General features: G+C 71.3%; 17 protein-coding genes. 8 read left to right on the plus strand and 9 right to left on the minus strand.

The genetic code is table 11. The annotated features are described in order from the left end of the window. The first annotated feature begins 3 nt into the window (after positions 1-3). Positions 4-1674 carry a phosphoenolpyruvate--protein phosphotransferase gene (ptsP, locus tag IOD14_RS29395; protein WP_212671987.1) on the plus strand — a complete coding sequence of 557 codons (1671 nt, stop codon included), beginning with the start codon at positions 4-6 and terminating at the stop codon, positions 1672-1674. Positions 1675-1744: 70 nt separating this feature from the next. On the opposite strand, the gene IOD14_RS29400 is transcribed toward ptsP, so the two are convergent. Together IOD14_RS29400 and IOD14_RS29405 are read right to left on the minus strand one after the other, a co-directional pair. After that, a complete protein-coding gene (locus IOD14_RS29400) occupies positions 1745-2638 on the minus strand; it encodes a hypothetical protein (RefSeq protein WP_212671988.1) in 894 nt (297 codons plus the stop codon). 22 nt (positions 2639-2660) lie between these two features. After that, positions 2661-3869 carry an MFS transporter gene (locus IOD14_RS29405; RefSeq protein ID WP_212671989.1) on the minus strand — a complete coding sequence of 403 codons (1209 nt, stop codon included), beginning with the start codon at positions 3867-3869 and terminating at the stop codon, positions 2661-2663. 120 nt (positions 3870-3989) lie between these two features. Here IOD14_RS29405 and IOD14_RS29410 point away from each other — a divergent pair, with 120 nt between their 5' ends. Beyond that, entirely contained in the window at positions 3990-5369 is a 1380-nt protein-coding gene (locus IOD14_RS29410) for an aminotransferase class I/II-fold pyridoxal phosphate-dependent enzyme (RefSeq protein WP_212671990.1), read from the plus strand. A gap of 8 nt (positions 5370-5377) precedes the next feature. On the opposite strand, the gene IOD14_RS29415 is transcribed toward IOD14_RS29410, so the two are convergent. Then, a complete protein-coding gene (locus IOD14_RS29415; protein ID WP_212671991.1) occupies positions 5378-7345 on the minus strand; it encodes an acetoacetate--CoA ligase in 1968 nt (655 codons plus the stop codon). 212 nt (positions 7346-7557) lie between these two features. Between IOD14_RS29415 and IOD14_RS29420 the strand changes: the two genes are divergently transcribed. Next, the gene (locus IOD14_RS29420) at positions 7558-9924 is read left to right on the plus strand and encodes a glycoside hydrolase family 31 protein (RefSeq protein WP_212671992.1); all 2367 of its coding nucleotides are present in this window, start codon (positions 7558-7560) and stop codon (positions 9922-9924) included. 3 nt (positions 9925-9927) lie between these two features. Here IOD14_RS29420 and IOD14_RS29425 read toward each other — a convergent pair whose 3' ends face one another. Then, entirely contained in the window at positions 9928-10464 is a 537-nt protein-coding gene (locus tag IOD14_RS29425; RefSeq protein WP_123987837.1) for an NUDIX domain-containing protein, read from the minus strand. A gap of 135 nt (positions 10465-10599) precedes the next feature. Between IOD14_RS29425 and IOD14_RS29430 the strand changes: the two genes are divergently transcribed. The 5 genes from IOD14_RS29430 (at position 10600) to glpK (ending at position 16805) form a co-directional block, all read left to right on the plus strand. Continuing rightward, complete coding sequence (locus IOD14_RS29430) at positions 10600-11025, plus strand: zinc ribbon domain-containing protein (RefSeq protein WP_123992538.1); 426 nt, start codon at positions 10600-10602, stop codon at positions 11023-11025. Continuing rightward, the gene (locus tag IOD14_RS29435) at positions 11022-12212 is read left to right on the plus strand and encodes a lipid-transfer protein (protein WP_212671993.1); all 1191 of its coding nucleotides are present in this window, start codon (positions 11022-11024) and stop codon (positions 12210-12212) included. Before IOD14_RS29430 ends, IOD14_RS29435 begins: the two co-directional genes overlap by 4 nt. A gap of 121 nt (positions 12213-12333) precedes the next feature. Then, entirely contained in the window at positions 12334-13986 is a 1653-nt protein-coding gene (locus tag IOD14_RS29440) for a GGDEF domain-containing protein (protein WP_212671994.1), read from the plus strand. Between the two features lie 544 nt (positions 13987-14530). Next, the gene (locus IOD14_RS29445) at positions 14531-15256 is read left to right on the plus strand and encodes an MIP/aquaporin family protein (RefSeq protein WP_123987840.1); all 726 of its coding nucleotides are present in this window, start codon (positions 14531-14533) and stop codon (positions 15254-15256) included. A 37-nt stretch (positions 15257-15293) separates the two neighbouring features. Continuing rightward, the gene (glpK, locus tag IOD14_RS29450) at positions 15294-16805 is read left to right on the plus strand and encodes a glycerol kinase GlpK (protein WP_123987841.1); all 1512 of its coding nucleotides are present in this window, start codon (positions 15294-15296) and stop codon (positions 16803-16805) included. Between the two features lie 101 nt (positions 16806-16906). Here glpK and IOD14_RS29455 read toward each other — a convergent pair whose 3' ends face one another. The 5 genes from IOD14_RS29455 to IOD14_RS29475 all read right to left on the minus strand — a co-directional run bounded on the left by IOD14_RS29455 (position 16907) and on the right by IOD14_RS29475 (position 25207). Further along, positions 16907-17512: an ATP/GTP-binding protein gene (locus tag IOD14_RS29455; protein WP_123987842.1), complete on the minus strand. Its 606-nt coding sequence runs from the start codon at positions 17510-17512 to the stop codon at positions 16907-16909. Beyond that, positions 17493-21134, minus strand: coding sequence for a hydantoinase B/oxoprolinase family protein (locus IOD14_RS29460; RefSeq protein ID WP_212671995.1), 3642 nt, complete (start codon positions 21132-21134; stop codon positions 17493-17495). The genes IOD14_RS29455 and IOD14_RS29460 overlap by 20 nt, the downstream gene beginning before the upstream one ends. A gap of 219 nt (positions 21135-21353) precedes the next feature. Then, positions 21354-21749, minus strand: coding sequence for a DUF742 domain-containing protein (locus IOD14_RS29465; RefSeq protein ID WP_123987844.1), 396 nt, complete (start codon positions 21747-21749; stop codon positions 21354-21356). Between the two features lie 9 nt (positions 21750-21758). Continuing rightward, on the minus strand, positions 21759-22181 hold the full coding sequence (locus tag IOD14_RS29470; RefSeq protein ID WP_123987845.1) for a roadblock/LC7 domain-containing protein: 423 nt from the start codon (positions 22179-22181) through the stop codon (positions 21759-21761). After that, the gene (locus tag IOD14_RS29475; RefSeq protein WP_212671996.1) at positions 22178-25207 is read right to left on the minus strand and encodes a nitrate- and nitrite sensing domain-containing protein; all 3030 of its coding nucleotides are present in this window, start codon (positions 25205-25207) and stop codon (positions 22178-22180) included. The genes IOD14_RS29470 and IOD14_RS29475 overlap by 4 nt, the downstream gene beginning before the upstream one ends. Positions 25208-25371 lie beyond the last annotated feature (164 nt).

A 25371-nucleotide genomic window follows, 5' to 3' on the forward strand; every position in this document is an offset into this window, starting at 1 on the left:
GAGATGGAGACAACGCTGCGAGGCGTCGGCGTGAGCCACGGTGTGGCGATCGGCGAGGTTCGGCACATGGGAACGGCGGTGCTTGAGCCGCCTGCCAAGCAGATTCCGGCGGAGGACGCGGAGCGTGAACAGGGGCGCGCTCGCAAGGCCGTGGAGGCGGTGGCGGCCGACCTGATGGCGCGCGGCAATCTGGCCGGGGGCGAAGCACAGGCGGTGCTCGAGGCGCAGGCCATGATGGCCCAGGACCCCGAGCTGATGGCGGACGTGGACCGGCGGATCGCCGTCGGCAGCACGGCCGAGCGTGCCGTGTACGACGCGTTCGCCGCGTACCGCGAGCTGCTGGCGGGCGCAGGTGAGTACCTGGCCGGCCGGGTCGCGGACCTCGACGACGTGCGGAACCGTATCGTCGCCCGGCTGCTCGGGGTGCCCATGCCGGGTGTCCCGGACAGCGACGAGCCCTATGTTCTGGTGGCGCGCGATCTCGCGCCCGCGGACACCGCCCTGCTGGACCCCACGCTCGTCCTGGGTTTCGTCACGGAGGAGGGCGGGCCGACCAGCCACAGCGCGATTCTCGCGCGGGCGCTCGGTGTGCCGGCCGTCGTGGCGCTGCCGGGGGCCGGTGAGATCGCCGAGGGCACGGTCATCGCTGTCGACGGCAGCACCGGTGACATCTTCGTGAACCCGACCGACGAGAAGAAGGCCGAACTGCAGGCGGCTGCCGCCGAGCGGAAGGCCGCGCTCGCCGCGTCGACGGGGCCCGGCGCCACCGCCGACGGCCACAAGGTGCCGCTGCTGGCCAACGTCGGTGGTCCGGCGGACGTGCCCGCAGCGGTCGAGGCGGGGGCCGAGGGTGTCGGTCTCTTCCGTACGGAGTTCCTCTTCCTCGACGACAGCAAGAACGCCCCGTCGGAGGAGAAGCAGGTCGAGGCCTACCGCCAGGTGCTCGAGGCGTTCCCCGAGGGGCGCGTCGTGGTGCGTGTGCTGGACGCGGGCGCGGACAAGCCGCTGGACTTCCTGACGCCGGCCGACGAGCCGAACCCGGCGCTGGGTGTGCGTGGTCTGCGGACGCTGCTGGACCACCCCGAGGTGCTGCGTACCCAGCTGACGGCGCTCGCGAAGGCTGTCGAGGGGCTGCCGGTGTACCTCGAGGTCATGGCCCCGATGGTGGCGGACCGTGCCGACGCCAAGGCGTTCGCCGACGCGTGCCGTGCCGCTGGGCTGCGGGCGAAGTTCGGCGCGATGGTGGAGATCCCCTCGGCTGCTCTGCGGGCGCGGTCGATCCTGCAGGAGGTCGAGTTCCTGTCGCTGGGGACCAATGATCTCGCGCAGTACACCTTCGCCGCCGACCGTCAGGTGGGTGCGGTGTCGCGGCTGCAGGATCCGTGGCAGCCCGCGCTGCTCGACCTGGTCGCGCTGTCCGCCGAGGCGGCGAAGGCCGAGGGCAAGAGCTGTGGTGTCTGTGGTGAGGCCGCTTCCGACCCGCTGCTCGCCTGTGTGCTGACCGGTCTCGGGGTCACCTCTCTTTCCATGGGTGCGGCCTCTCTTCCTTATGTCCGGGCCACGCTGGCGAAGTACACGCTGGCGCAGTGCGAGCGGGCCGCCGCTGCCGCGCGGGCTGCCGACAGTGCGGAAGAGGCGCGCGCCGCGGCTCAGGCGGTGCTGTCGGGCGAGTAGTCGGCGCGGATCGGCCGGCTGAGGTTCTCCGGAGGGCGCTCCACCTGTGGGTGGGGCGCCCTCCTCGTGTTCAGTGGCTGTGGTGCGACGTCTGTCCTTCCGGTCCGAGGTCGGGGGGTACGCAGTAGTCGACATCCGATTCCGGGGAGATCAGGTCGCCGGAGTCGAGATCGGTGCAGTAGGCGTCGAAGACCTCTCCTGCGGTGAGTGGTTCGAGGCCGTCGCCGCGAAGGCGCCAGCCGTAGATGCGGTCGGTGGTTCCGGGGGCGCTGGTGCGCATGACGAGTCCGCCGGGGCTCTGGGTGGCGATGCCGAGTGCGAGGACCGTGGTGAATCCGAGGGCCTCGGCCTCGTCGAGTTGTACGGCTCCTTCGGTGTTCTCGTCGGAGTGGAGCACGGCGACGAGGGTTTCCGGGGTGCCGGTGACGCTGCAGACAAGGTGGTGTTCGCCCGGCATGGCTGTGTCGAGGATCCGGACGAGCAGGTCGGAGGCGCGGGTGAAGGCTGCGCGGCCGATGTCCTCTCCGCAGGAACCGCAGGTGCCGAGGCGGGCGAGGAGGGTGGTGGCGTACTCCCAGGTGGCCTGGCGGACGGCCTCGTCCACGAGGGCGGGCACGAGATCGGTGAGGGGCTGGCCCTCGTACGGGAGGGTCGGTCCGGTGTGGGCGAGTTCGGCCGTGAAGCGTGTGCGGCTCGCCGGGATGTCCGGGTTGAGGCCCGATTCCTCGCAGAACTCGGCGTACTCCTGGGGGTCGAAGAGGGCCACGGTGGTGTGGCTGCCCTGGGCGGCGCGGGTCCTCAGGAGGTCTTCGACCTGTTTCAGGTAGGTCGTGTGGTCGTCGAAGGTGAAGCTGCGGTAGCGCCGCATGGCACGGAAGTCGTGCTCGTCGGTGAGCAGCCCGATGGTGCCGGCGATTTCGCGGCGCAGGACGCGTCGCATCGTCTGGTGGTCGGTGTGCGCCATGTTTCCCCCTGTGCGCAGTCGATCAATGCTCACTCACAGTAACCGGCAGCACTGACAACGGGGGCTGGGCGAGGCGCCGTCGGACCAGTCTGTGCTGGATTGCGCAAGTCAGGGCGATGGCTGTGCCGAAGGTGGCCCATCCCGCTGGGCCGGTGGCGATGGCCGCAGTGACCGTGAGTGGTCCGAGCGTGCGTTGCACGGACTGGGCCAGGCCGTGGACGCCGAGGTAGGCGCCCTGGGCGGTGTCGGGGGCGAGGGCGACGGAGAGTTCCCAGGAGATGGTGGCGTGGAGCATCTCGGCCACGGTGAAGGCGGCTGCCGCGGCGGCGAGGAGGGCTGTGGCGGTGACGGTTCCGCCCGTGGCCGCCAATGCCATGGCGATGCCTCCGAGGGCGAAGGTGGCGGAGAGCGGGAGGAGCAGTTTGCGGACAGCGGCTGTGGTGGCGCCGAATCGGGCAAGGGGGACCTGGAGCCCCACGACCATGACGTTGTTGAGGACCATCAGGAGTGGCGCGAGCCCGTTCGGTGCGTTGCTCTCGTGGGCGATCCACAGGGGCAGGCCGACCTTGAACACCGCGTCGTCGAGGAAGAGGACGGTCTCGGTGGCGACGTAGGCGAGATAGGTGCGGTCGCGCCAGGGGCTCGCCGGTCTGGTCGTGGGGGCGGGGTGCTTCGAGGTGGTGACGGTGCGGGAGGGAGACGGGGGTTCGGCGCAGCGCAGGGTGAGCAGTGCCGCGGCGACGAAGGACAGGGCGTCTCCGGCGAGGAGCCACTGGTAGGCGGTGGTGGTTCCCAGGGCCAGGGCCGCTGCGGCGGCCAGGCCTCCCAGGGCCCAGCCCGCGTTGGCGACGGTTCGCTGGAAGGCCTGGTAGCGGACGCGGTCCGGGCCTGCGACCCGGGTGGCGTAGAGCTTGGTGAGGATGCTGGCGGCGCGGTCGCCGAGGCTGCCCACTGCCGAGAAGGCTATGAGCAGGGCGTAGTTGTTCGTGGTGAGCAGTGCGCAGGAGGCGATGGCACGGGTGAGCTGGACGATCAGCAGGACTCTTGTGATCGGGAACCGGTCGGCGAGCTTGCCGCCCAGCGGGGCGCCCGCGATGCCTATGGCTCCGGCGGCAGCGGCGAGGGTGCCGACCTGGGTGAGGGAAAGCTCGGAGACGTAGGTGAGGTAGAGGGCCGAGACGGAGGCCCACAGTCCGCTGCCGATGCGGTCGACGAGGGCGATGGCGAGCATTCCGCGCCCGTCTCTGCCTCCCGGGATGTTTCTCGACCATGCTGCGGCGCGCCGTATCGGATGCACTGCTCCCCCTTGCCTGCTTGCTTTTCATTTATGTACTGATACATACTTGCCAACGTGGCAACACAATATGAGATCACTGGTACGACGGCCAAGCACATTGCGGCGTCCGTCGAACGGGCCGTGGCCGAGGGCTCCTTGGCGCCGGGGGCCCCGCTGCCTCCTGTGCGGCGTCTCGCGGACGACCTGGGAGTGAGTCCGGGTACGGCCGCCACGGCATACAAGGAACTGCGGCAGCGCGGGATCGTGGTCACCCGGGGGCGGGGCGGGACCGTGGTGGCACCGGCCCCGGCGGTGGCGTCGCGTCGGCCGCCGAGAGTGCCCGAGGGCCTGCGGGACCTGGCGGGCGGTCACCCCGATCCGCGGCTGCTCCCCGGTCTGGTGCCCCCTTCGCGGCTGTCCCCCGGTCTGGTGCCCCCTTCGCGGCTGTCCCCCGGTCTGGTGCCCCCTTCGCGGCTGTCCCCCGGTGCTCGTTCGCACCGTTCGACACCCCGGCTGGCACGGCTCGAGGACGCCGTACGCGCGTGGCTGGGGTCCGACGGCGTGCCGGTGGAGCATGTGACCTTCGCGCACGGAGCGCTGGATCTGATCGGGAGGCTGCTCTCCGTCGAACTACGGCCCGGGGATGCCGTGGCGATGGAGGATCCGGGGTACCACCATCTGCTGGATCTGGTCACGGCGTTGGGGCTGCGCATGATCCCCGTGGCCGTCGACGACGAGGGCGTGTCGCCAGAGGCCGTGCGCGCGGCGCTGCGGGCGGGGGCGCGGGCGCTGGTGTGCAGTCCGCGGGCACAGAATCCGTACGGCGGCAGCTTCTCCGCCGAGCGCCAGGAGGCACTGCTGGGTGTGCTCCGGGAACACCCCGAGGTGCTGGTCGTGGAGAACGACCACGCTTCCGCCGTCGCCGACGCCCCCTTGCGGACCCTGACCGAAGCGGGGCTGTCGCGCTGGGTGCACGTGCGGACGGTGAGCAAGTTCCTGGGGACGGACCTGCGCTGGGCGGCCGCCGCATGCGATCCGATCACGCTGGGCCGGCACGACGGGCGACTGCTGCTGACGTCCGGCTGGGTCAGTCATCTGCTCCAGGAAACGGTGTACGGCCTTCTCGGCGACGAGAGCACGCGCGCGTTGGTCGCTCGTGCCGAGGAGACCTACGCGGTGCGCAGGAACGCCCTTGTGCGGGAGCTCGGCGACCGGTCCATCGAGGCGCACGGGGCGAGCGGGATGAATGTGTGGGTGCCCGTCCGGGACGAGTCGGCCGTGGTGAACGGGCTGCGGTCGTACGGCTGGTGGGTCGCGGCCGGAGCCCGGTTCCGGCTGTCGGCAGGGCCGGGCGTGCGGATCACCGCCGCCGAGCTGGAGCCGGCCGAGGCGGCACGGCTGGCCTCGGACTTCGCCGGCGTGCTCGGTGAGTCCGAGGCCACCTACGGGGGTTGACCGCTCCGTCAGGCGCGTTTGCGGGCCAGATCCTCGTAGAAGTGCAGCAGGTCGAGGTTGTCGATGGAGCCCGGGTTGACCGCCTTCTCCAGCGGAGTGCCCTGGAGGAGGCGCTTGACGGGGACCTCGATGCGCTTCCCGGTGAGGGTGTGCGGGATGCCCGGGACCTCGATGACCTCGTCCGGGATGTGGCGCGGTGAGAGGTTCTCGCGGATGGTCCGCTTGATGCTGTCGAGGAGGGCCTGGTCGAGGACGGCTCCCGGGGCCAGCTGGACGAACAGCGGCATCCAGTAGCCGCCGTCGGGCTGTTCAATGCCGATGACCAGGGATTCCTTGATCTCGGGGAGTCGCTCCACGGCCTCGTAGATGTCGGCCGACCCCATACGGACGCCCTGGCGGTTGAGCGTCGAGTCGGAGCGGCCGTGGATGACGACCGAGCCGCGCGAGGTGACGGTGATCCAGTCGCCGTGCCGCCACACTCCGGGGTAGGTGTCGAAGTAACTGTCGTGGTAGCGGCTTCCGTCGGGGTCGTTCCAGAAGTGGATCGGCATCGACGGCATGGGGTTGGTGACGACGAGCTCGCCCACCTCGTCGGTCAGGGGCTTGCCGCTGGGGTCCCACGACTGCAGGTCGGTGCCCAGGCTCGGTGCCTGGAGCTCACCGATGTACACGGGCAGGGTCGGCACCGCTCCCGCGAAGCAGGAGCACACGTCCGTGCCACCGCTGACGGAGGCGATCCACAGATCGTCGCGGACCTCGTCGTGCAGCCAGCGGAAGCCGTCGGGCGGCAGGGGTGAGCCGGTGGTGGCCACGCACTGCACCTTGGAGAGGTCGAAGTCCCGTCCCGGGTGCACGTCGGCCTTGCGGCAGGCCATGACATACGCGGCCGAGGTGCCGTAGAGGGTGGCGCCCGTGCGTTCGGCGACCCTCCACTGGGCTCCCGTGTCGGGATAGCCGGGGCTGCCGTCGTACAGGACGACGGTCGTGCCCGTGAGGAGGCCGGAGACGAGGAAGTTCCACATCATCCAGCCGGTGGAGGTGTACCAGAAGAAACGGTCCTCGGGGCCGAGGTCGCAGTGCAGGCCGAGTTGCTTGAGGTGCTCGACGAGGATGCCGCCCTGGGACTGGACGATCGCCTTGGGCAGGCCTGTGGTGCCGGAGGAGTAGAGGACCCACAGGGGGTGCGCGAAGGGCACCTGCTCGAAGACCGGTTCCGTGTCCGCGCGCGTGAGGGCATCCCAGTCCAGGGCACCTTCGGGAGCTTCGGTACCGAGCACCGGGATGTGGACGACAGCGCGCAGGGAGGGCAGTTCACGGCGGAGCTCGGCGACCGTCTCACGGCGGTCGTGCTTCTTGCCTCCGTAGCGATAGCCGTCGACGGTGAACAGGACGACCGGTTCGACCTGCTGGAAGCGGTCCAGAACGCTCCTGGCGCCGAAGTCGGGGGCGCAGGACGTCCAGACGGCCCCGACGGCGGCCGTGGCGAGGAGCGCGACGACGGCCTGCGGGATGTTCGGGAGGTAGCCGCTGACGCGGTCTCCGGGCCGGACGCCGAGGGCGCGCAGCTCGGCGGTCAGGGACCCGACCTGGCGGCGCAGCTCGGCCCAGGTCACCGGCAGGGGCTCATGGGTCTCGTCGACGTACAGAAGGGCCGGTTCGTCCGCGCGGGTCTCGGCCGCGCGCAGGGCGTGCTCGGCATAGTTGAGGGTGGCTCCGGGGAACCACTCGGCACCGGGCATCGAGCGGTCGCCCAGCACGCGCGCGTAGGGCGTCGAGAACCGAACCTCGAACCACTGCGTGAGGGCCTCCCAGAACGGTTCCAGCTCGTCCACGGACCAGCGGTGCAGTGCCGCGTAGCCTCCGTCGGCCGGGGCGCCGTGGTGTTCTGCCGCCCATGCCTGGAACCTGGTGACCTGGGACCGGGCGATGCGCTGCGGATCTGGCTGCCAGAGCGGCTGGGGATTCACGGTCGACATGGGGGCTCCCGGACTGTGCGCGTCGTGTGCGTCTCCCGCGCACGGGCCAGGGGTGTGCGCGTGACGCGGCTGACAGGGACGATGCCATGTGATCAACTTCTACGCCAGGGCGCGCCCCACATAGTCCGTGTCGTGAAGATGTGGTCCTGGCACGGGTGAACGGCAGTTGAACGGCACGCGCGGGTGGGGCAGTGAGTGGCAGGGTGAGCAGCATGAACGGTCGTGACCTGGTGCGTTCGGTGAAGGCGGTCGGTTCGGCGGGGGCGCCCCAGGGGTTGCGTACCGTGCGGGCCGCGTGGCGCAGGAGGCGCGTCGACGCCGTCGGGCTGCCGGCGCGGGGAGCCGAGCGGGCGCGGGTGCCGGGACCGCTCCAGGACGTCGAGCCGGCTCCCGGCGGGGGCGTCCTCCGGTTCAGCCGCTCGGAGCTGCGGATCGTCGTCTGCGTGAACGGGGCGGTCTTCTGGGGCTGGGACGGCGCAGAACCCGAGCCGTCGTACGCGCTCGCGGGCCGCTGCCCCGAGCCCGATCCACGGGCCCTCCTCGAGCCGGACAAGGACGGCGGCTGGCAGGTCGTGTCCGAGCGGGCCACGATCGTGGTGTCACGGCACGGAGCGGTCGAGGTGCGTACGCCCGGCGGGGTGACCCTGCGCCGGGATCTGCCGCCCCGTTGGTGGGAGCCGGTGGGCGGCGGTGCGGCGCGCTGGATGCAGCGGTCGGAGGTGGCCGCCGACGCCCGGTTCTTCGGGCTCGGGGGACGGGCCTCGGGCCCTCGGCTGCGGGACGGGACGTACCGGCTGTGGAACACCGACCCCGGCCGGGCGTTCGGGCCGGGGGACGATCCGCTGTACGTCACGATGCCGGTGCAGCTGGTGGTGGCCGACGCCGCCACCCATCTCGTGTTCCACGACACCTCCTGGGACGGCACGGTGACGCTGCGGGAGGGCGAGGAGGGAGCCGGCTCCGGGCACGACCGGACGGGGATGTCCGAGCTGCGGATGGCCGGCGGTCCGCTGCGCTGCTGGGTGATGGTGGGCACCCCCGCGCGCGTGCTGCTCGCCTGGGCCTCGCTGACCGGTGCCCCCGCGCTGCCGCCGTCCTGGGCGCTCGGCCATCATCACGCGCGCTGGGGCTTCGGCAGTGAGCAGGAGGTGCGGCGGATCGTCGCCGGGTACCAGGAACGCGGTCTGCCGCTCGACGCCGTCCACCTCGACATCGACCACTACGACGAGCACCAGGTGTTCACGGTCGACCAGGAGCGCTTCCCGAAGCTGCCCCAACTGGCCGAGGAACTGCTCCGGGACGGGATCCGGCTGGTGTCGATCGTCAACCCGGCCGTCAAGGCAGCCCCCGGCAACGCGGTCCACGACAGCGGGACGGCCGAGGACGCCTTCGTGCGTGACGGGTCCGGGCGGATCGTTGAAGGGGTCGTCTGGCCCGGTGAGGCGGTCTTTCCGGACTTCACGCACGCACGCGTGCGTGCGTGGTGGGGTCGCCTCTACCAGGAGAGGCTCACGGCGGGGTTCACGGGCTTCTGGCACGACATGAACGAGCCCACGTCCTTCACCGCGTTCGGGGAGTCCACCCTGCCGCGGTCGGCCAGGCACTCCCTGGAGGGGCGCGGCGGTGACCACCAGGAGGCGCACAACGTCTACGCGTTGTGCATGGCCCAGGCCGGGTACGAGGGCCTGCGCGAACTGGCGCCCAAGGAACGGCCCTTCCTGTTCTCGCGCTCCGGATGGGCCGGCATGCAGCGATACGGCGGCACCTGGTCCGGTGACGTGGCGACCGGCTGGCCGGGCCTGCGGGCCTCGCTGGCGCTCGTGATGGGGCTGGGGCTGTGCGGGGTGCCGTACTCGGGGCCGGATGTGGGCGGCTACGACGGGCACCCGTCGCCCGAGCTGTATCTGCGCTGGTTCCAGCTGGGCGCCTGGCTGCCGTTGTTCCGTACCCACGCGAGTCTGCGGGCGGGGCGCAGGGAGCCCTGGGAGTTCGGAGCCGAGGTGCTGGAGCACGCGCGCGTGGCGCTCGTGGAGCGTCGGCGTCTGCTGCCGTACTTCATGACGCTCGCCCAGTTGGCGCGACGTACCGGAGCGCCTTACGTACGGCCGTTGTGGTGGTCCGCGCCCGAGGACCGCGCCCTGCGGGACTGCGAGGACGCCTTTCTGCTCGGTGATTGCCTGCTCGTGGCACCTGTGCTCGATCCGGGCGGCAACCGGCGTGCGGTGCAGCTGCCGCGGGGGCGCTGGTACGACACGACGACGGAACAGGTCTACGAGGGGCCGGGGCAGGTCCTCGTCGACGCTCCGCTGTCGCGGATCCCGGTGCTCGCGCGCGCGGGCGCTGTCATACCGGTACGGGGGGACGACGGCGGCATCGAACTGGAAGTGTGGGCACCGGCCCGCGGACGGAGCGGGGGCGGACTGGTCGTCGAGGACGCGGGCGACGGTTGGGACGAACCGGAGATCGAACGCTACGTCGCCCGCTGGGTGGGCCGGAAGGTGGTCGTTCAGCGGGAGGGCGAGGACGGCTTGAGCGAGCCGTCCCACCCCGTGCGGCTGCGCGGGCTGGGAGCGCGCTGAGACTCAGACGTAGCGGCCCTCGAACCAGGCCCTTACGGCCAGCGTGTGCAGGGGGAAGGCGAGTTCCTCGGGCCTGCGCAGGAGGTGCCAGCCCTCCGTCTCGTTCGTGGCCGCGGACTGCGGGAGGCCGTCGGCGGGGCGCTCCGGCAGCACGCCGAACAGCAGCAGGTGGCCGTCGGGCGAGCTCAGCACGTCGACGAGCCGCACGTCACGGGCCGCCGCTTCGATACCGGTCTCTTCCCTGAGTTCACGGACCAGGGCGTGCCGCCAGTCCTCGCGGTCGTCGATGTACCCGCCGGGCAGCGCGATGCCTCCGCGCGCGGGAGCCACGGTCCGGGTGATGACGACAAGGGCGGTGCCTTGTGTGTCGTACACGGGCTGGAGTGCGACGGCGACCGGCAGAGGGTTGCGGTACGCCACGGCGTTGCAGACGGGACAGGTGCGGGGCCAGCCCGCGACACCCTCTCCGTAGGACGCTCCGCAGCTCGAACAGTGGGAGCCGGGAGCGGAGTTGGGGGTGGAGTGCTGAGTTTCGGACACGCCGCGGACTGTATCCGATCATCGGGTGCCGCGGTTCCGCCGGGCCCTCTGCCTCTTTGCGGCGGCCCGTGCGACACTTCTGACGTTCCGTCAGATCCGGCCCGGGGAGGGGCTTTGCCGCACACGCGCACACCTGTGGTCACCGGGTGGTTCGCCGGTGACGGAGACGATTTCACGCTGCTCGGGACGCGCTGCTCGGCCTGCGCCTCGGTCTTCTTCCCACGCGAGGACGGCCATTGCCGCAACCCGGGATGCACCGGTGGCGATCTGGCGGAGATTCCCCTTTCGCGGCGCGGTCGCGTCTGGTCTTACACCGACAGCAGGTACCGGCCGCCGTCACCGTATGTGACCGATCCGGAACTTCCGTGGGAGCCGTACACGTTGATCGCTGTGGAGCTGACCGCCGAGCGGATCGTGGTGCTGGGGCAGGCGGTTCCGGGGGTCACCGTCGCCGATCTGACCGTCGGCGCGGAGGTCGAGGTCGTCCCCGGTGTGCTCCATGAGGACGGCGAGACGGTCTGGACGACGTGGCAGTGGCGGCCGACGGGGGTGCGGGCATGACGGCAGAGGTGGCGGTGCTCGGTGCGGGCATGCACCCCTGGGGCAAGTGGGGGCGCGGTTTCGTCGAGTACGGCGTGGCGGCGGCCCGCGCGGCGCTGGCCGACGCCGGTCTGGAGTGGCGGGACGTCGGCTCGATCGTCGGTGCCGACACCGTGCGGGGCGGCTATCCGGGCTATGTGGCGGGGGCGACCTTCGCCAAGGCCCTCGGCTGGCAGGGGGCCCGTGTCGCCAGCGTGTACGCGGCGTGCGCGTCCGGCGCGCAGGCGGTGGCCGCGGCACGGGCGCAGATCTTGGCGGGACTGGCCGACGTGGTGCTCGTGGTGGGTGCCGACGCGGCACCCAAGGGGTACTTCCGGCCCGCAGGCGGTGACCGGCCCGACGATCCGGACTGGCTGCGGTTCCGGGTCCTCGGGGCGACCAACCCGACGTACTTCGGGCTGTACGCGCGTCGCCGGATGGCCGTCCACGGGGACACGGTGGAGGACTTCGCGCAGGTCAAGGTGAAGAACTCGACCATGGGCGCACTGAATCCGAACGCGCGCTATCGCAAGCGGGTGAGCGCGGACGAGGTCGCGGCCTCCGCCGTGGTGGCCGATCCGCTGCGGCTGCTCGACATCTGCGCCACATCGGACGGCGGGGCGGCACTGGTGCTGTCCAGCATGGAGTTCGCGCGCCGCAGCGGCGTCGCCGAGCCCGTGCGGATCAGGGCGGTGTCGACGGTGACGCCGACGTACCCGAACACGGTGCTCGACCTGCCGGACATCGCGACGGACTCCGCCGCCGCCGTCGAGCCCTCCGGCGAGACGTTCCGGGCGTCGATCGCGCGCGCGGCCTACGAGGAGGCCGGGGTCGGGCCGGAGGATCTCTCCCTCGCCGAGGTCTACGACCTGTCCACCGCCCTGGAGTTGCAGTGGTACGAGGACCTCGGGCTGTGCGGAGAGGGCGAGGGCGCGAAGCTCCTGCGCGAGGGGGCGACGGCTCCGGGCGGGCGTACACCCGTCAACGCGAGCGGCGGACTCGCCTCCTTCGGCGAGGCGGTGCCGGCCCAGGCGATCGCCCAGGTGTGCGAGCTCACCTGGCAGTTGCGGGGCGATGCCGGTGACCGGCAGGTCGCTCACGCGCGCGTGGGGATCACCGCGAACCAGGGGCTGTTCGGGCACGGCTCGGCGGTGATCGCCGTGAAGTGACGGGAGGGAGAGGGGTTTCGCCGAAAGGGCTTGCGCCTACGCTGTGTGAGGGCTCCGGAATCCTGCGTGAACGTCTCATGAACTGCGCTTGGGCGTGCACGAAGGGAGCCATCATGCTCCCGTGCGCTCCTGGACGGACACTCTCCGCTTCGCCTTCCAACCAGTCGTCAATCTGGCCACCGGCGGAGTCGCGGGGCTGGAGATACTCGCCCGCCCGGAAACGGGTGACGTCCTGGCGGAGGCTCGGCGCGATCCCGAACTCGACGGGCGGCTCGCCGTGTTGGCCGTTCGGGCGGCCGCGCGCAGGGAGTCGCTGTTGCCGCTGCACGTCAACGTGTTCGCGGCCACGCTCGCCGACCTCGGCGGCCTCACCCCGCTGCACCACGCGGTGCGTGAGGTGGGGCGGCTGCCGTGGGAGGTCACGATCGACGTGGTGCCGCCGTACACGCACGTACCGCATCAGGCGCTCCTGGAGGCGCTCGCCGAGCTGCGGGGACAGGGCTTCCGGATCAGTGCGGACGGCGTCGGGGACGGTGACGTACCGCTGCGACTGCTGGTCGACATGGCGCCCGACGTCGTGAAGCTCGACGCGTCCCTGCTCGTCCGGCCGTCGGCGGTGCGGGCGATGCGGACCCTGTGCGACGAGCTGGGAGCGCTCCTGTGCGCCGAGGGAGTGGAGACGGAACTGCAGTACGGGGCCGCGCTCTCGGCCGGCGCGCAGCTGGCCCAGGGCACGCTGTTCGCCCCGCCGTCCCGGCTTCCGGCGGCGGAGGTGTACGTTCCGCCCCGCTCCCCCGTCGACGCGGCGCCCCTGCCTTCCGGCCCTTCCGTGCGGGAGTTCGTGCGCCCCGCCGCGCTGTTGCCCGCCACGGCGTCCGCGGGGCAGGTCCGTGCGCTGCTGACCGGGTCGCCGGACGTGTCCGGGGTACTGCTCGTGGACCGGGACGGGGTGCCGTTCCGGTCGGTGCACCGCTCGCGCTTCCTGCTGTCGATGTCTGGGCGCTACGGACACGCTCTGTACGCCGACCGTCCCGCGGCCAAACTGGGCGATCCACCGCGGACGGTGGGGATCGACGCCACCGCGTGGGAGGTCCTGGACGTGGTCGCCGTCGGGGACCGGGACCGCACCTCGGACGACGTGGCCGTGGTCGACCGCCACGGCCGTTGCGTGGGAGTCGTACGGCTCGCGGATCTCGTACGGGCGCTGAGCGAGACCCGGGTGGAGGAGGCGGCCGGTCTCAACCCGCTGACGCGGCTGCCCGGTTCGGACGCGATCACGGCGGAGGTGGATCGGCGCCTCGCGGCCGGGCGGACGTTCGCGCTGAGCTGGCTGGACGTCGACCACTTCAAACAGGTCAACGACAGCGCCGGGTTCGCTGCGGGCGACGAGCTCATCCGCGCGGTGGGGCAGGCGCTCCAGCGCGCCGCGACCGGCACCGCGCGCGTGGGGCACATCGGCGGGGACGACTTCCTGGTGCTGACGGAACCGGTGGAGCTGGCTCCGCTGGCCGCTGCCGTGCTGGACGCCCCCTGGGCGGCGGGCGGACGGCCCGTGACGCTGTCCCTGGCCACCGTGGTGTGCCCGCCGGGCAGTGCGGCGGACCACCGGGAGGCGGCCGCGTGTCTGGCACCGCTGAAGAAGGCCGCGAAGGCCCTCAGCGGGGCGAGTTGGGTAGTGGGGCGAGCCGGGCTGCCGGGGCACGAGATCAGGCGCGGGACGGGGCCCCAGGGGGCTTCCGCGGGGTACGCGGTGGCGGAGCCGGGGAGGGGCTGAGGGCGGGTCCCCGGCAGAGCGCCGTTCCGCTCGACCGTGTCCAGGACGGGCGGGTCCCGGCAGGACATCGTCCGGCTCGGCCATGTCCTGCCGGGGCCGGTCCTGTGAGGCGCTGCTCGGCGCGGCCATGCACCGCGCGGGACCGGTCCCGTGAGGCACTGCTCGGCGCGACCCTGTCCCACCCGAGGCCCGTCCCGTGAGGCGTCGTTCGGATCGAGGCGCGTCCCGGTCGTCGGGCGGGCTGTCCGGGACCGGCTCCAACCGTTGCCGTCGGCGACCTTGACGCCCCCCGGGGCCCGGTGAACACTTCCGGTGTCAGTCGACATCGCCGTACATTCTCGGCGTATCCAGGCACCACGCCGCGCGGGCCCCCACGAGTCCAGGCCCATACCCCCACGGGCGATTCGGCTGCGACGGCACGCTCGTCGCGGACGCCGGGCGGGGCGCGGGTTCCTCCCTGCCCTACGGCAGTTCGCCAAGGGAACCGCAACCCTGCACGGAGGACCGGGGCGGGAACGTCCCGGGCCAGGGCCTAGGAGCCGCCATGAGCAACGGAGACGTATTTCTCGGCGAGGTCATCGGTACGGCGATTCTGATCCTCTTCGGCGCCGGCGTGGTCGCCGCCGTCGTACTCAACTACTCCAAGGCAAAGGACTCGGGCTGGGTCGTCATCGCGTTCGGCTGGGGCTTCGGCGTGCTGGCCGGGGCATACACCGCCGCTCCGCTGTCCGGCGGGCATCTCAACCCCGCGGTGACCCTCGGGATCGCCGTCGACACCGGTGACTGGGACCAGGTACCTGTCTACATCGCCGGGCAGATGGTCGGCGCCATGCTCGGGGCGGTGCTGTGCTGGCTGGTCTACTACGCGCAGTTCCAGGCCAACGCCGAGGAGGAGATCGCCCAGCCCACGCTCGGGATCTTCGCCACCGGTCCCGCGATCCGCAATCCCGTGGCCAACCTGATCACGGAGATCATCGCGACCGTCGGCCTGGTCCTGCCCATCCTGGCCTTCGGGCTCACCAAGGGACTCGGCGAGTCCGGTACCGCGGTCCTCGTCGTCGCGTTCCTGGTGGTCGGCATCGGTCTGTCGCTCGGCGGGCCCACCGGCTACGCCATCAACCCGGCCCGTGACCTCGGACCGCGCATCGTCCACACCCTGCTGCCGATTCCCAACAAGGGCACCTCGGACTGGGGTTACGCGTGGATCCCGGTGGTCGGACCGCTGATCGGCGGGGCTCTGTCCGGGGTGATCTTCAACGCAGCCTTCTGAAACACAGCCTTGTGCAGGAACCGACGAAGGGGACGTCATGACGGACAAGTTCGTCGCCGCTATCGACCAGGGCACCACCTCCAGCCGCTGCATCATCTTCAACCAGGACGGCGCGATCGTGGCCGTCGACCAGCGCGAGCACCGCCAGATCTTCCCCAAGCCCGGCTGGGTGGAGCACGACGCCACCGAGATCTGGTCCAAGGTGCAGGCCGTGGTCGCCGGGGCGATCGCCAAGGCCGGCCTGCGCGCCGACCAGGTCAGCGCGCTGGGGATCACCAACCAGCGCGAGACGACGGTCCTGTGGGACCGCGCCACGGGCAAGCCCGTGCACAACGCGATCGTGTGGCAGGACACCCGCACAGCGGCCCTGACCAACCAGCTCGGCGGCTCGGACGGGCAGGACCGGTTCCGCGAACAGACCGGACTGCCGCTGGCCACCTACTTCTCGGGACCCAAGGCGGCCTGGCTGCTCGACAACGTGCCCGGGCTGCGCGCACGTGCCGAGAACGGCGAGATCGCCTTCGGCACCATCGACTCCTGGCTGATCTGGAACCTCACCGGCGGCACGGACGGCGGGCAGCACGTCACCGACGTGACCAACGCCGGACGGACCATGCTGATGAACCTGGAGACCCTCCAGTGGGACCAGTCGATCCTGTCCGCGATGAACGTGCCCGACGCCGTGCTGCCCGAGATCAGGTCGTCCGCCGAGGTCTACGGCACCGCGGTCGGCCAACTCGCGGGCGTGCCCGTGGCGTCGGCACTGGGCGACCAGCAGGCCGCGGTGTTCGGGCAGGCCTGTTACGACGTGGGCACGGCGAAGAACACGTACGGCACGGGCTCCTTCCTGCTGCTCAACACGGGCAACAGGCCGGTCCCGTCGAAGAACGGCCTGCTGACGACGATGGGCTACAAGATCGGCTCCGAGGCGCCGGTCTACTGCCTGGAGGGGTCGATCGCCATCACGGGCGCCCTCGTCCAGTGGTTCCGCGACCAGCTCGGCATCATCCGTACCGCCGACGAGATCGAGCCCCTGGCAGCGAGTGTCGAGGACAACGGCGGCGCGTACATCGTGCCCGCCTTCTCCGGCCTGTTCGCGCCCTATTGGCGCTCGGACGCGCGCGGGGTCGTCACGGGCCTGACCCGGTACGTCACCAAGGCGCACCTCGCGCGCGCGGTGCTGGAGGCGACGAGCTGGCAGACGCGCGAGGTCGTGGACGCCATGTACCAGGACTCCGGGGTGCAGATCACCACCCTGAAGGTGGACGGCGGCATGACCAAGAACAACCTGCTGATGCAGCACCAGGCGGATGTGCTCGACGTGCCGGTGGTACGGCCGAAGGTCTCCGAGACCACGTGCCTGGGCGCCGCCTACGCGGCCGGGCTCGCCACGGGCGTGTGGAACGACCTCGACGAACTGAAGTCCCACTGGCAGAAGGACGTCGAGTGGACGCCGGACATGGAGGCGTCCGTGAGGGACCGCCAGTACCACAACTGGCGCAAGGCCGTGGAGAAGAGCTTCGGCTGGGAGGAGGACGGCGAGAACTAGGCACGCGCGTGCAAGGCCGGCGGGAACCGGGCACGCGCGCGTAGTGCCGCCGAGCCGCGGCCCGTACCCCTGTCGGCGGGGGTACGGGCCGCTCTCCGGGCTCAGGTGGTGACGGTCTGGCGGCGCCGCGCCGAGTACGCCATCGCGTGCTGGACGACGCCCACGAGGACGTCCTTGACCGACTGCTTGTCCCGGGCGTCGCACAGCAGGATCGGTACGTCCTCGTCGAGGTCGAGGGCCTGCCGCACCTCCTCCTCGGGATAACGGGCGGCCCCCTCGAAGCAGTTGACGCCGACGAGGAACGGTATGGAACGCCGCTCGAAGTAGTCGACGGCGGCGAAGCAGTCCTCCAGGCGACGCGTGTCGGCGAGCACGACGGCTCCGAGAGCGCCCTCGGAGAGTTCGTCCCACATGAACCAGAACCGTTCCTGTCCGGGTGTGCCGAACAGGTACAGCACCAGGTCCTCGCGCAGGGTGATGCGCCCGAAGTCCATGGCGACGGTGGTGGTCCGCTTGCCCTCGACACCGCTCGTGTCGTCGACCGGGCGTCCTGCCTCGGTGAGCAGTTCCTCGGTGCGCAGCGGTCTGATCTCGCTGACCGCGCCCACGAACGTGGTCTTGCCCACGCCGAAGCCGCCGGCCACCAGGATCTTGAGCGTGACGGGCTCGACCGGGGGCTTGCCGCGCTCAGAACGCCCGAAGATCATTGGTCTCTTCTCCTGCTTGCTGGGGGTGTTGGGTCGACGGCGGGCCGTAGCCTCCGCCTCCGGGGGTCTCGATGACGAGTACGTCGCCGGGGCCGACGTCCGCCGTGTCCCGGCCACCGAGTCGGGTGACCGTGCCGTCCGCGTGCTCCACGCGGTTGGCGCCCGTCGCACCGGGCTCGCCGCCCGCCATGCCGTACGGGGGAACCCTACGGTGCTGGGACAGGGTCGAGACCGTCATGGGCTCGTGGAAGCGGATGCGGCGTACGACACCGTCCCCGCCGTGCCACTGTCCTGCGCCGCCGCTACCGGGCCGCAGCGCGAACTCGTCGAGCTGGACGGGCAGTCGCCACTCCAGGACCTCGGGGTCGGTGAGCCGCGAGTTGGTCATGTGGGTCTGGACGGCGGACGCACCGGGGAAGCCGTCTCCCGCTCCGGATCCGGAGGCCACGGTCTCGTAGTACTGGTGACGGTCGTTGCCGAAGGTCACGTTGTTCATGGTGCCGGACCCCTCGGCCTGGACTCCCAGGGCCGCGTACAGCGCCCCGGTGATGGCCTGTGAGGTCTCCACGTTGCCCGCGACCACGGCGGCCGGAGGCTCGGGTGCCAGCATGGAACCGGGCGGTACGACGATGTCGAGCGGGCGCAGACAGCCGTCGTTGAGCGGGATGTCGTCGTCGACGAGGGTCCGGAACACGTACAGGACGGCCGCGTTGACCACGGCGAAGGGGGCGTTGAAGTTGGTGGTCAGCTGGTCCGACGTGCCGGTGAAGTCGACGGTGGCGGACCGGTTTTCGCGGTTCACGCGCACGCGTACGTGGATGACGGCGCCCGAGTCGGTCTCGTAGGCGTACTCCCCGTCGTCCAGGGCGTCGATCACCCGGCGCACGGCCTCTTCGGCGTTGTCCTGGACGTGCCTCATGTACGCCTGGATGACGTCGAGGCCGAAGTTCTCGATCATCCGGCCGACTTCGTCGACGCCCTTGTTGTTGGCGGCGATCTGGGCGCGCAGGTCGGCGAGGTTGGTCTGCGGATTGCGGGAGGGGTACGGCGCCTCGGTGAGCAGGCGGAGGGTCTCCTGCTCGCGGAAGCGGCCGTTCTCGGCGAGCAGCCAGTTGTCGAGGAGGACGCCCTCCTCCTCGATGGTGCGGCTGTTCGCGGGCATGGATCCGGGGGCGATGCCGCCGATCTCGGCGTGGTGGCCGCGGGAGGCGACGTAGAAGAGGATCTGGTCACTCTCCGTGCCCGCCGTGCGTTCGGTGTCGAAGACGGGGGTGATCACGGTGACGTCGGGCAGGTGGGTGCCGCCGTGGTACGGGTCGTTGACCGCGTAGGTGTCTCCGGGGCGCATGGACGGGCCGCGGCGGCGGATGACCTCTTTGACGCTGGTGCCCATCGAGCCCAGGTGGACGGGGATGTGCGGGGCGTTGGCCACCAGGTTTCCGTCCGGGTCGAAGAGGGCGCAGGAGAAGTCGAGGCGTTCCTTGATGTTGACGGACTGGGCCGTCGACTCCAGTCGAGCGCCCATCTGTTCGGCGATGGACATGAAGAGGTTGTTGAAGACCTCGAGCAGAACCGGGTCGACTTTCGTGTCGAGATCGGAACTCTCCGTAATCGCCGTGCGTTCCATGACCAGATGCCCGTCGTCGGTCGTCGCGGCCCGCCAGCCGTCGTCGACGACGGTCGTCGCACTGGCCTCGGTGATGATCGCGGGTCCGGTGACCGTCTCGCCGGGGGGCAGGTTCTCGCGGCGGTGGAGGGGGACGTCGTGCCAGGCGCCGGCCGTGTGGAGGCGGACGGTGTCGGGGGCGGCGGGCCGGCCCTGGTAGGTGGCCAGGGCGGAGAGATCGGGGGGTTCGGTGATGCCGGTGGCTTCGACGGAGAGGGCTTCGACGACGAGCGGGCGGTCGAGGGTGAAGGAGTACGTGGCGCGATGACGTTCTTCGAAGGCGTGCCTCATCGCGGCGGGCTCGGTCAGCTCGACGGTGAGGGGGGTGTCGGTGCCGTCGTAGCGGAGCTGGGCGCGGCGGGTGACGCGGATGCGGTCCTCGGGGACGTCCTCGGCGCGGAGTTCGGCGCGCGCGGCGCTCTCCAGGTCTTCGGCGGTCTTGAGGACGCCGGGCATCGCGGCGGGCTCCAGGGGGACCTCGACGGACTGCTCGCGCATGGCCGTCGTGTCGGCGAGGCCGATGCCGAGGGCGGAGAGGACACCGGCCATCGGCGGCACCAGGACCGTGCGGATACCGAGGGAGTCGGCGACCATGCACGCGTGCTGGCCGCCCGCCCCGCCGAAGGTGGTGAGCGCGTAGCGGGTGACGTCGTGGCCCTTCTGGACGGAGATCCGCTTGACGGCGCCCGCGATGTTGGCGACCGCGATCTGGAGGTAGCCCTCGGCGACCTGTTCGGGCGTGCGGTCGTCGCCGGTCCGCTCACGGATCTCGTGGGCGAGGTCGGTGAAGCGGTCGCGGACGAGCTCCGCGTCGAGGGGTTGGTCGCCGCCGGGGCCGAACACCTGGGGAAAGAAGGCGGGTTGGATGCGGCCGAGCATCACGTTGGCGTCGGTGACGGCGAGCGGGCCGCCGCCCCGGTAACAGGCGGGTCCCGGGTCCGCGCCCGCCGAGTCCGGCCCTACGCGGTAGCGGGAGCCGTCGAAGTGCAGCACCGAGCCGCCGCCGGCCGCGACGGTGTGAATGTCCAGCATGGGCGCGCGCAGCCGGACTCCGGCGATCCGGGTGGTGAAGACGCGTTCGTACTCGCCCGCGAAGTGCGAGACATCGGTGGAGGTGCCGCCCATGTCGAAGCCGATGACCCGGTCGAATCCGGCCAGCCGGGACATGCGGGCCATCCCGACGATGCCGCCGGCGGGTCCGGAGAGGATGGCGTCCTTGCCGCGGAACTGGCCGGCTTCCGCGAGGCCGCCGTTGGACTGCATGAACATCAGCCGCACGCCGTCGAGTTCGTCGGCGACGTGCTGGACGTAGCGGCGCAGCACCGGCGACAGGTAGGCGTCGACGACGGCGGTGTCCCCGCGCGGGACGAGCTTCATCAGCGGGCTGACCTCGCTGGAGAGCGAGATCTGCGGAAAGCCGACACGGGCGGCGAGCCGTCCGATCTCCTGCTCGTGGGCCGGGTGGAGATGGCTGTGCATGCAGACCACGGCGACGGCGCGGATCCCGTCGTCGTACGCCTCCTGGAGGGGCCCGGCGAGGGCGTCGAGGTCGGGGGCGCGCAGCACTGTGCCGTCGGCGGCGATGCGCTCGTCGACCTCCACGACCCGTTCGTGGAGCAGTTCGGGGAGTTCGATGCGTCGGGCGAAGATGTGGGGCCGGTTCTGGTAGGCGATGCGCAGGGCGTCGCGGAAACCGCGGGTGATTACAAGGAGGGTGCGCTCGCCCTTGCGTTCCAGGAGGGCGTTGGTGGCCACGGTGGTCCCCATGCGGACGGCGTCGACGGGCTCCCGGGAGCCGTCCAGGAGTGCTCGGACTCCGGCGACTGCGGCGTCGGCGTAGCGCGCCGAATTCTCCGAGAGGAGCTTGTGGGTGAGCAGGCGGCCGTCGGGGCGTCGCGCGACGATGTCGGTGAAGGTACCGCCCCGGTCGACCCAGAACTGCCAGCCTGTCGTCACATCCGTCTCCCCGATCGCACTGCTCGCAGCCGTGTCCGCGGGCTGGTGGCGGACCGTCCGCGGATGGTCGTCGACGATCAGTCAGATCATATCGGCAGGGGTGCTCCGGCGCCTGCCGCGGACCGGTGGGGCCTTGCGGTGTGCGGGCCCGGCCTCTTGCCGGCGTTCGCCCAGGTCAGGCGAGGGTGGGGGCGGGCCCCGGGCGGGCGGATCGGCCCGTCACAGGGCCCGCAGGCCGTTGATCACGTCACGCAGGATGCTCTCGTCCGGAAGCTCGGCGGGCGGCACCGGCCGGTTCACATGGACCCACTCCGAGGCGACGAGGTCGCCTATGAGGACTCGCACGACACCGATGGGCAGGTCGAGCTCCGAGGACAGCTCGGCGACCGACTGGGGGGTGTCCCGGCACAGGTCGACGATGTCCACGTGCTCGGGGGAGAGCGAGTGGTCCCCTTCGGGATCGTCCGTATGGGGTTCGGCCACGACGACCGCGATGAGGTCGAGACGGTGCTGGCCGGCACTCGTGGTGCGGCCGCGCGTCATGGCGTACGGACGGACCACCGGTCCGGCCTCGTCGTCGAACCAGTGGCTTCTTCCCTGACCGTCTGTGCTCATGCCATCTCACTACCCGCCCTGAGGCAGATCGGTGCGCGGGGCGGCACCCAGATGCGCACCGACTCGCTTGACCAGGAGCGTCATCTCGTAGGCGACGAGGCCCACGTCCGAGTCAGCGTCCGAGAGGACGGCGAGGCAGCTGCCGTCACCCGCGGCCGTCACGAACAGGAAGGCGTCGTCCAGTTCCACGACGGTCTGGCGGACGTTGCCCGCCTCGAAGTGCCGGCCCACGCCCTTGGCCAGGCTGTGGAACCCGGACGCCACGGCGGCGAGGTGCTCGCTGTCCTCGCGGGTCAGGTCCTGGGACACGCCGGTCGGGAGGCCGTCGCTGGAGAGCACCAGGGCCTTGCGGATGCTCGCGACGCGCTCCACCAGGTCGTCGAGGAGCCAGTTGAGCTCGCCGGACTTGTCGGTCGCCTTCGGTGCGGTCATCGACCGTCCCCCTTAGTCGTTCGTTGTGGTGCTGTGCCGCCGGACGTGTCGTCGTCCACGGCGTTCTCCTCACGGCCACGCTGCCAGCCCCGTTGGAGCGAGGCCATACGGCTGCGTACCTCGTCGGCGTCCCGTTCGGCGGGCTCCGCCTGGTTCTGGGGGCGCCGCGCCGGGGCCTGTTTGAGCTGCGGGGCCAGGTTGGCCTGCCGGACACGGCGGGGCAGCGGAGCACTGCCGGGGCCGGTGTCGAGGGGCCCGCGGGTGGTGCCGAGGGGCGGTCGGCCCGAGCCGGAGACGCCGCGTGCGGACTCGTCCCAGCCGGGCCGTGCGGCGCCGCCCGGGAGGGAGCCGGCCGAGCCGTTCCTGCCGAGGGCGTCCGCGGCCGAACCCAGGGAGCCGAGAGGGGCCGTACCCGAGGTGGAGCCGCCGGTGGGACCGGTGGGACCGGTGGCGGGGTCGTCCGGCGCCGGTCCGCTCGACGCGATTTCGGCACGCCGGGTGCGTCGGGGCAGGGCGGGGGATCCCGGGGCCCCGCCGAGTTCGCGACTCGGGGACGCCGGAGACGCCGGTGCTTCCGTCAGCTCGTCGAGGCGGTCCGCCACACCGGTGCTCCGGCGCAGGGCCGCGGCACGGCGGCGGCTCGGCAGGGTCGGAGGTTCGGTGTGGGCAGGCCCCGGCCCCACCGAGGGGGTCGTCCGGGACCGGGACGCGCCCGGGCCGATCGCCGGTGGCTGGTCCGGCTCCCCGCGTCCCGTCCGCTCGTCGGTGACCGGGCGCCCGTGGGAGCTGACCAGCTTGGGGGTGCGGCGGCGGGACAGTGACACCGGGGCGTCCGGCCCGTCGTCGGCGCCGTCGGTCGCCGGGGCGTCGTCGTCGACCTGGGCCAGGGAGCGGCGCGGGCGGAACAGTCCGCCGCGTTCGCTGTCCTCGGAGTCGAGCACACCCGGGAGGTCGTCGAGGGCGTCCAGGTCGACGGGGGCCTCCAGTTCGACCGGGCCGTCGAGGATCGCGGGCGGCATGGCCGGCAGCTGGGCCGGTCCCCGGGTGAGCGAGACGCGCTGCGCCTCCTCCAGTTCGGCCTCCTTCGACGGCCGGGGGCGGTCGAGACGGAAGCCGATGCCGTTGGTGTCGGGGACGTCGTCGGTCAGCAGCGCGTCGGGGATGAAGACGACCGCCGTGGTGCCGCCGTACGGCGAGGGCTGCAGCGAGACCCTGACGTTCTGCCGCTGGGCGAGCCGGCTGACCACGAACAGGCCCAGCCGGTCGGTGTCGGACAGCTCGAACTCGGGTGTCTCGGCGAGCCGGAGGTTGGCGTCCAGCAGCGCGTCGGCGGCCATGCCGAGTCCGCGGTCGTGGATCTCCAGGGTGAAGCCGTTGGCGACCCGCTCGCCCAGGACTTGGACGGCGGTGTGCGGCGGGGAGAACACCGTGGCGTTCTCCAGGAGTTCGGCCACGAGGTGCGTGAGGTCAGCGACGGCCGGGCCGGTCACGGCCACCCGGGGCAGCCTGCGGACCTCGATGCGCTCGTAGTCCTCGACCTCGGCGACGGCGGCGCGGACGACGTCCATCAACTGGACCGGCTTGCGCCACTGCCGGGAGGGTGCCGCGCCCGAGAGGATGACGAGGCCCTCGGCGTGCCGGCGCATACGGGTCGTCAGGTGGTCGAGGCGGAACAGGTCGGCGAGTTCGTCGGTGTCCTCGGTGCGGCGCTCCATGGTGTCGAGCAGGGTGAGCTGCTTGTGCAGCAGGACCTGGCTGCGGCGGGCGAGGTTGACGAAGACCTCGGAGACCCCGGCGCGCAACTCGGCCTGTTTGACGGCGGCTTCGACGGCGGCCCGCTGGAGGGTGTTGAGGGCCTGGCCGACCTCGCCCATCTCGTTCTTGTCGTACTCCAGGCGCGGGACCTCGGTCTCCACGTCGACCTGTTCGCCGACCGAGAGGCGGCGCATCACGCTGGGCAGTCGCACGCCGGAGGCCTCATGGGCTTCCAGGCGCAGTTGGCGCAGGTCGCGGATGAGGCCGCGGCCGACGCGGACGGACAGGACCAGCGAGAAGAGCAGGGCGATGAGGCCGAGGACGCCGACCACGGCCGCCTTGACGATGACGCCGATCGCGTCCGGCCGGACCCGGTCCTGAAGGCGGTCGCCCGCCTGGTCGTCGAGCCTGGCGAGTTCGTCGAGCACGCTGCCCGCAGCGGCGTCCCAGCTCTTGGCGCTGACACTGCCGTCCGTGCCTGGTTGCGCGGTGGCGACGGACTGCTCGGCGGAGCGCAGCGGAGCGGTGCCGGCGTTCTTCCAGAAGCGCTCGTAGCGCTCACGCTCCGCGGCCGGAAGTACGCCCAGACTGACCTCGTACATCATGGTCCGCTGTGCGACGAGGTCGGAGACGTCGCGGATCTCCTCGCGGGTCAGTTTCCCCACCACGAGGGCGGAACCGAGGAGGGCGTCCTCGCGGGAGAGCAGTTCGCGGGCCCGGGTGATGTTGACCAGCGCCCGGGACTGCTTGTCCAGTTCGACGTTGTCGATGCCGTCGAGCGTGGCGAGGAGGGCGTAGGCGGGGTCGACCAGGCGGTTGTACTGGTCGAGGGCCTGAAGCCGGGAGACGGTGCCTTCCTCGACGGTCCGGCGCAGCGAGTCGATGCCGTCGAAGGCGTCCAGGACGGCGGTGAGGCGCTCGTCGTCGTCCTGGTCGAGACCGTCGCGGACATCGGGATCGCGGGCGTTGCGGCGGAACTTGGCGATGGCGTCGTCGGAGGCGTTCCGCGTGCTGCGCAGCGCGGACAGGGCGTCCGACGCGCGCGGGTCGGCGAGGTAGACGAGCGTCTGGCGGCGTTCCTGCTGGAGTACGCGCACGGTGTCCTCGATGGGATAACCGAGCTTCTCCGTCACGGTCGACACCTGGAAGAGCTGGGCGACCTCACGACCCGTCAGTACCGTGGCGAAGCCCCACACCGCGATCAGGGACACCAGCGGCACGAGAAGCAGCGCCACGATCTTCCGGCGGATCGACTTCCCGCGAAAGCGCATGGCCTCCCCCAGCTCGACCCCCGCCGGCCGGGGGTACACATGTACGTCAACAAACGGCGCGAGCCTACTACCGACGCACCCGTAACTTGAAGTTGCGTCCGGAACACGAACTTCCGCTCCGGTGTCGAGACATGGGCAGTTGTCCTCCCATTGCGGGAGATTGC

The organism is Streptomyces sp. A2-16 (genome assembly GCF_018128905.1).
In the GTDB taxonomy this organism is placed as follows: Bacteria; Actinomycetota; Actinomycetes; order Streptomycetales; family Streptomycetaceae; genus Streptomyces.